General features: G+C 70.4%; 5 protein-coding genes. 4 read left to right on the top strand and 1 reads right to left on the bottom strand.

The genetic code is table 11. The features are described 5' to 3' along the window. Window positions 1-159: 159 nt before the first annotated feature. Window positions 160-849 carry an MBL fold metallo-hydrolase gene (locus ACH9EU_RS06895; protein ID WP_396413204.1) on the bottom strand — a complete coding sequence of 230 codons (690 nt, stop codon included), beginning with the start codon at window positions 847-849 and terminating at the stop codon, window positions 160-162. A 545-nt stretch (window positions 850-1,394) separates the two neighbouring features. Here ACH9EU_RS06895 and ACH9EU_RS06890 point away from each other — a divergent pair. The 4 genes from ACH9EU_RS06890 to ACH9EU_RS06875 all read left to right on the top strand — a co-directional run bounded on the left by ACH9EU_RS06890 (window position 1,395) and on the right by ACH9EU_RS06875 (window position 6,849). After that, the gene (locus ACH9EU_RS06890; RefSeq protein WP_396413203.1) at window positions 1,395-2,726 is read left to right on the top strand and encodes an MFS transporter; all 1,332 of its coding nucleotides are present in this window, start codon (window positions 1,395-1,397) and stop codon (window positions 2,724-2,726) included. A gap of 106 nt (window positions 2,727-2,832) precedes the next feature. Beyond that, window positions 2,833-4,098, top strand: a complete 1,266-nt coding sequence (locus ACH9EU_RS06885; RefSeq protein ID WP_396413202.1) for a M24 family metallopeptidase — start codon at window positions 2,833-2,835, stop codon at window positions 4,096-4,098. Window positions 4,099-4,223: 125 nt separating this feature from the next. After that, the gene (locus ACH9EU_RS06880; RefSeq protein WP_396413201.1) at window positions 4,224-5,000 is read left to right on the top strand and encodes a creatininase; all 777 of its coding nucleotides are present in this window, start codon (window positions 4,224-4,226) and stop codon (window positions 4,998-5,000) included. A gap of 7 nt (window positions 5,001-5,007) precedes the next feature. Then, on the top strand, window positions 5,008-6,849 hold the full coding sequence (locus tag ACH9EU_RS06875) for a BCCT family transporter (protein ID WP_396413200.1): 1,842 nt from the start codon (window positions 5,008-5,010) through the stop codon (window positions 6,847-6,849). The last annotated feature ends 34 nt before the right edge of the window (window positions 6,850-6,883 follow it).

The following is a 6,883-nucleotide window of genomic DNA, read 5'->3' as shown; positions in this document are numbered from 1 at the left end:
GGACGCGTTCTTGCCCCCGACCTCCTCCAGGTCCGACAGATCGATCTCGGTGAACGGAAGAACATAAGACATCAGATACAGCTCCTTCGAGGTCCGCCCTGGCGGAGATCGGTCGAGTGGTTGCGGAAAGCTGGGTGCCGGATTCCCGGCCGCAGGATGTCAGCGGCCACGATCGATCCAGTCGTGCAGGAGCGGCTTCTCGTTGCCAACGGTGGTGGGCTCGCCGTGACCGGCGAGCACCTCGGTGTCCTCCGGCAGGGTCAGCAGCCGGGTGCGGACGGACTCGACGACGGCGTCGCGGTCCGAGCAGGACCGCCCGGTGGCTCCGACCCCGCCCCGGAGCAGGGTCTCCCCGGAGAACAGCACCCCGTGGTCGCCCAGACCCGGTGCGGAGAAGCACACCGAACCGGGCGAGTACCCGGGCGTGTGCAGCGCCGTGAGGCGCACCCCGCCCAGGACGAAGGTGTCCCCGTCGCTGATCGCCCGCCCGAGACGGGTGACCGGGTGGGCCTGCTCCGACAGCACCGTGTCCGCGGGGTGCAGGTAGACCGGTGCACCGACCGGCTCGGCGAGCTCACGGAGGACGCGGACCTGGTCGTCGTCGCCGTGGGTCAGGAGGACTGCCGCCACGGCGCGGCCGCCGACGGCGGCGAGGACGGCGGCGGGGTCGTGGGCCGGGTCGATCACCACGCACCGTTCGTCGTCGCCGACGATCCAGACGTTGCTCTCGACGCCCCACAGGTCGCCGCCCCGGGAGCGAACCCCGGAGGCCGCGACCCGTTCCACTCGCATGCCCCGGGACACACGCGGGCGGGCGGGCGCGGGCTGCCGCAGGGTGGCACTCAGCACGCGGACCCCTCCGCTCGGTCCGCCCACCGGGCGGATCCGCCGCTCAGGCCCGCACCCCTCACGACCACGCTCGCCGCTCCCGGGCGCTGCCGCGGAAGCGTCATCGTGTCCGCCGGGCGGCCGGGGGTCTCGCTGTGACGTCGGCGCACCGCACCCTCCTGTCCGTCCGTGAAGCACCTCACACTTCTGTCGCCAATAGATATATCACTCATATACCGAACGTGGAAGGGGTCGGCGCCCCTCCGGGATTGCCGCAGCCAGGGTGCCGCTGCGGACAGGGGGCAACCCCCGCGCGGCCGGAATCCCCACGTCCCCGCACCGTCACGCAGCGTCACGCGCCGCGCCGGCACGACCCGTGCGGCGAGAGGGACGCACTCTGTTGCGTCTTGAACAACGGAAGTGCGCTGATTCAGACCCGCCACCTGCCGAGAACGAGGCGGGTCCCAGGAAATTAATGCCAAACCCCTTGACCGTGGCGCAGATCACTCCCTACATTGAGGCAACGCTGTTGCAGTAAACGCAACACCTGGCAGTCGGGAGACACCATGGCACAGCACCCCACCGGCGCATCGACGCGCCCCATCCCCACCGCGAAGGCCTCCGCGCCGGACACCGCCGTCCGCCGCCGGGTCGTGACGGCCAGCTTCATCGGCAACTTCGTCGAGTGGTTCGACTACGCCATCTACGGCTACCTGGCCGCGACCATCGCCGTCGTCTTCTTCCCCGAGTCGGATCCCCAGACGGCCCTGCTCGCCACCTTCGCGCTCTTCGCCATCTCGTTCTTCGTCCGGCCCCTCGGCGGCTTCATCTGGGGTCACCTGGGCGACAAGCTCGGCCGGCGCACCGCGCTGTCCCTGTCCATCCTGATCATGTCGGTGTCCACGTTCTGCATCGCCCTGATCCCCGGCTACGCCACCATCGGCGTCTTCGCCCCGGCCCTGCTCCTGGTCGTGCGCATCGTCCAGGGCTTCTCCGCGGCCGGCGAGTACGCCGGGGCCTCGGCCTTCCTCGTGGAGTACGCCCCCGCCAACCGGCGCGGCCTCTACGCGGCGGTGGTCCCTGCGAGCACGGCCGCCGGCCTGCTGTTCGGCTCCCTGTTCGTGGCCGGGCTCACCGCGGTGCTCTCCGACGACCAGCTGAACAGCTGGGGCTGGCGGATCCCCTTCCTGCTGGCGGCTCCGATGGGGCTCATCGGCCGCTACATCCGCACGAAGCTCGAGGACACCCCCGCCTTCCAGGAACTGGCGGCGGAGGACGAGGTCATCACGGCGCCCGTCCGGGACATGTTCCGCAATCACTGGAGCGCCCTGCTTCGGGCGGTCGGCGCGGTGCTGCTCAACGCCGTCGGGTTCTACATCCTCCTCAGCTACATGCCGACCTACCTCTCGGAGGAGATCGGCCTCGGGAAGACGGAGTCCTTCCTGGCCACCTCGTTCGCCCTGCTGTCCTACATCGGGTTCATCTTCGTGACCGGACTGGCCTCGGATCGCTTCGGCCGGAAGCGCATGCTCATGGCCGCCTCGGTGAGCTTCATCGTGCTCACGGTCCCGGCGTTCATGGTGCTCGAGTCCGGCACCTTCCTGGCCGTGCTCGGCGTGCAGGTCCTGCTCGGCGCCATGCTGACGCTCAACGACGGCACCCTGCCGAGCTTCCTGGCCGAGCTGTTCCCCACGCGCATCCGATACACCGGCTTCGCCGTCAGCTTCAACCTCTCCAACGCCGTCTTCGGCGGCACCGCCCCCTTCATGGCCACCCTGCTCATCTCGGCCTTCGCCACGAACCTCGCACCGGCCTGGTACCTCATGGCCGCCGCCGCGATCTCGTTCGTCGCCGTGGCCCTGTCCCGCGAGACGTGCGGCAAGCCCCTGCAGCACTGACGGCCCGCACCCGCTCCCCACGCTTCCCGACCCCGGTCGGCGCCGCCCGGCGCCCGCCGCGACCCCCGGACGACCTGTCCGGGAACCACTCCACGAAAGGACGATCATGACCATCTCGACCGAGACCGTCATCCCCAACGCCACCGACGTCGCCGAGCTCGAGCGCCTCAAGGTGCTGCACAACGGGCAGAAGGAGAAGCTCACCTTCTCCGACGCCGAGTTCGAGCGCCGCCTGGCCGGACTGCGGCGGATCATGGCGGCGCAGGACCTCGACGCCGTCATCCTGACCAGCTACCACGGCATCAAGTACTACTCGGACTTCCTGTACACGACGTTCGGCCGCAACTACGCCCTGGTCGTCACCGCCGAGGACTCCGTCACCGTCACCGCCAACATCGACGCCGGCATGCCGTGGCGCACCAGCTACGGCGAGAACATCGTCTACACCGACTGGCAGCGCGACAACTTCTACTTCGGCCTGCAGGAGGCCCTGCGCCAGCGCGGCGTCCCGGCCCGCCGGCTCGGCGTCGAGGACGACGCGCTGCCCCTGCTGACCCGCCGGCGCATCCAGGCCGCGTTCGACGGCGCCGAGCTGGTCGACGTCTCCCAGGACGCCATGCGCCAGCGCATGATCAAGTCCGCCGAGGAGATCGAGGTCATCAAGCACGGCGCCCGCATCGGCGACCTGGGCGGCGAGGCCATCAGGGCCGCGATCCGCGAGGGCATCTCCGAGTACGAGGTCGCGCTCATCGGCACCGAGGCCATGGTGCACGAGATCGCCCGCACCTTCCCCCACCGCGAGGTCCGGGACACCTGGGTGTGGTTCCAGTCCGGGATCAACACCGACGGCGCCCACAACTGGGCCACCACCCGGAAGCTGCGCAAGGGCGACATCCTCTCCCTGAACTGCTTCCCCATGACCTCGGGCTACTACACCGCCCTGGAGCGCACCCTGTTCCTCGGCGAGCCGGACGCACGCTCCCGGGAGCTGTGGGAGATCAACGTGGAGGTCCACGAGCGCGGGCTGGAGCTCATCAAGCCGGGCGCCGTCTGCAAGGACATCGCGGCCGAGCTCAACGAGATCTTCATCTCCCGCGGCCTGCTGGCCAACCGCACCTTCGGCTACGGCCACTCGTTCGGCGTGCTCAGCCACTACTACGGTCGCGAGGCCGGCCTCGAGCTGCGCGAGGACATCGACACGGTCCTGGAGCCGGGCATGGTCGTGTCCATGGAGCCGATGATCACCGTCGCCGAGGGACTGCCGGGTGCCGGTGGCTACCGTGAGCACGACATCCTGGTCGTGGGCGAGGACGGTGCGGAGAACATCACGAAGTTCCCGTACGGCCCCGAGCACAACATCGTGCAGGCCTGACCCGCTCCGGGGCGGCGGCGCCCTCCNCGCCCACCGACCCCGCCCACCGACCCCGCCGGCGACCCCACGGTCCCCGGCCCCGCCTCCCGCCGCACCTCGCGGGCCGGGTTCCCGAAAGGACCACGGTGCTCACCACACGACAGCTCGAGGACCTGGACGCCCACAGCTACCAGGACTACACGTCCACCGGCCACGGCCTGGTGCTCCTGCCCACGGGCGCCACCGAACAGCACGGCCCGCACATGCCCCTGGGGGTGGACGCCATGCTCGCCCGGGCCGTCGCCACCGCGGCGGCCGAGGACCTCGACGCCCTCGTCGCCCCGGCCCTGAGCTACGGGTACAAGTCCCAGCCGCGCTCCGGCGGCGGCAACCACCGCCCGGGCACCACGAGCCTCTCGGCCCAGACCCTGATCCTGCAGGTCCGGGACGTGGCCCTGGAGTTCTTCCGCCACGGCATCCGCCGGCTCGTCGTGATCAACGGGCACTTCGAGAACTACCAGTTCCTCTACGAGGGCGCGGACCTCGCCGTGCGGGAGGCCCGGGCCGCGGGCCTGGACGACAGCAGGGTCGTGCTCCTCTCCTACTGGGACTTCGTCGACGACCGCACCCTGGAGGCCGTCTTCCCCGAGGGCTTCCACGGCTGGGACGTCGAGCACGGCGGGGTCCTCGAGACCTCGCTCATGCTGCGGCTGCACCCCGAGAAGGTCGACATGTCCCGCGCCCCGTCCCACCCCCCTGCGCAGCTGACCCCCTACGACGTCCTCCCCGAGGACCCGGCTCGGACCCCGAGCTCGGGATGCCTCTCCTCTCCAGCAGGAGCCACCGCAGAGCGGGGCGAGCTGCTGCTCAACGCTGTCCGGGACGGAATCGTCCGGGCGGTCTCCAGCGAGTTCGGGAAGTGAGACTCACATGAGAAGACAAGACGCCACCGCAGGACCCGTCACCGGGTCCGGGAACGTTCCCCGTTTCCGGGGGATGCACCTGCCCGCCCTGGACCGGGCCGTCATCACGATCCTCCCGCCGGTGCTGATCGCCGCGGTGCTCGTGCTGGTGACCGTCAACCCGACCGGCGCGGCCGAGGCGATCTCGGCAGCACGCACCTTCGTCACCGGCGACTTCACCTGGCTGTTCATCCTCTACTCGCTCATCGCGGTGGGGGTGTGCGTGTGGCTCGTGTTCAGCCGGGTCGGCTCCGTCCGCCTCGGCGGGGCGAAGGCCCGGCCCGAGCACGGCAAGTTCGCCTGGTACTCCATGCTCTTCGCGTGCGGCCAGGGCATCGGCCTGATCTTCTGGTCCGTGGCCGAGCCCATCCTGCTCCGGGACGACAACCCGGTGGTCTCGTCGGGGCAGACCAGCGAGGCCGAGGGCGCCATGGTGTGGTCCTACTTCCACTGGGGCTTCACCGCCTGGGCCATGTACTGCGTGGTCGCGGTCTGCCTGGCCTACTCCCACCACAACCTCGGCAAGACGCTGACGTTCCGGGAGGCCACCGTGGACATCCTGCCGAAGTGGTCCCGGCGCGGCGCGGGCGTCGTCGTCGAACTGCTGGCCATCATCGCCACCGTCCTGGGCCTGGCCACCTCGTTCGGGTTCGCCGCCATGCAGTTCACCTCCGGCATCGGGTCCTTCACGGGCCTGGCCTCGAGCCCGGGCGTCTGGCTCGCCGTGATCCTCGGGCTGGCCGGCCTCACCGCAGTCTCCGCGTTCTTCGGCATCAACAAGGGCATGAAGCGGATCAGCGAGCTCAACTCGGTGCTGAGCATCGTGCTCATCGTGGCCGTGTTCGTCTTCGGGCCCACGGTCTTCCTGCTCTCCAACATCACGCAGACGTTCGGATCCTTCTTCGCCAACTTCATGGCGATGAGCTTCTGGACCGACTCCGGCGCCGCGGGCCAGGACATCTCCAGCTGGCAGGACAGCTGGAACGGCTGGTGGACCGTCTTCATCTGGTGCTGGGTCATCGCGTTCAGCCCGTTCGTGGCCGGGTTCATCGCCCGGATCTCGCGCGGCCGCACCATCCGGGAGTTCGTCATCGGCGTCACCGTGGTGCCCTCCGTGATCGTCATGATCTGGATCGGGGTCATCGGCTCGGCGGCGCTGCACTACGACGACGGGAGCGGGCGGGGCATCTCCGACGCGGTCGCGGCGGACACCTCGAGCGGGCTGTTCGTCATGCTGGAGTCCGTGCCCGTCGTGGGCTCCCTGCTGCTCGTCGTCGCCACCGTCCTCGTCGCCACCTACTACGTGACGTCGCTGGACTCCGGCGCCCACGCGCTCGCCGAGTTCGTCTCCGCCCCGCGAAAGGCCGGCCCGTACTTCCGGGTGGTGCTCGTGGCGAGCATCGCGGCCGTGGCCCTCACGCTGCTGACGCTGGGCGGCACCGCCGTCGTCGACACCGTGCAGACCGGCACGATCATCGGCGCCTTCCCGTTCTCCTTCGTGATCCTCCTGATGATCGCCAACCTCGTCCGCCGGCTGCGCCGCCGGACCCCCGAGGTGCTGCGCCTGGAGCGGGAGGTCAACGACCCGGAGCTCGCCGCGGACGACGCGGGCGAGACCGCTCCGGGAACCGGGAGCGGACGCCGCCAGGCGCGCCGTGGCAGGACGACCGGCAGCGGACCGGCTCACGGGTCCGGCTCCTCCGGGGTGGCCGGCTCCGGCCCCCGCGCGGGAACCGGCGCGGAGCCCGGGTCGGACGACGACTCGCCCCGCGGCGCGGCCGAGGAGCCCCAGCCGGTGGGCCGGCGCTGATCCCCTCGGCCCGGCCGGTCCTCGCCGCAGGACC

Origin of the sequence: Kocuria rhizosphaerae (assembly GCF_044462265.1) — a bacterium.
GTDB lineage: Bacteria > Actinomycetota > Actinomycetes > Actinomycetales > Micrococcaceae > Kocuria > Kocuria rhizosphaerae.
Note: the sequence above shows the minus strand (reverse complement) of the source record. Positions and strands in the feature narration are given on the sequence as shown.